Origin of the sequence: Frankia tisae, assembly GCF_025403405.1 — a bacterium.
In the GTDB taxonomy this organism is placed as follows: Bacteria; Actinomycetota; Actinomycetes; order Frankiales; family Frankiaceae; genus Frankia; species Frankia tisai.
In genome coordinates, this window is the sequence record NZ_JANEZT010000877.1 from 1 (window position 1) to 379 (window position 379).

A 379-nucleotide genomic window follows, 5' to 3' on the forward strand; every position below is an offset into this window, starting at 1 on the left:
ATCGAGGCGATGAGAAAAGAAGGGCTAACACTTATGGCCGCGCTGGAGAAAGCGGCGGAAATATATCCGAAAGGCATCGCTCGCAGTGCCGCAAAGGAGGCCACATGAAGAAATTTGGTTTTGCCATGGTGCTTTGTCTTACCTTCGCTTTTCCCAAATCCGCCAAGGCCGACATTTGGGGTGGCGATGTTGCAGTGCTGGTCCAACTTTTAGCAAATGCATTCCAGCAATTGGCACAACTCCGGGAAATTTTATCTACTGGATCAGACACGTTGGATCTAATGAAAGACATTAACAGCGGGATCAGGGATGGCCTTACCGCAATTCAGATGTTGAACCCGAAGTTCAATCCCGGCCTCTATGGAAACCTCGACACGGC

Annotated in this window: 1 protein-coding gene; it reads left to right on the plus strand. The window is 49.9% G+C overall.

Annotation, left to right across the window (positions count from 1 at the left end; translation table 11 throughout):
- Window positions 1-104: 104 nt before the first annotated feature.
- A partial coding sequence (locus tag NBZ85_RS32090) for a hypothetical protein (protein WP_261563545.1) occupies window positions 105-379 on the plus strand: 275 nt, incomplete at its 3' end.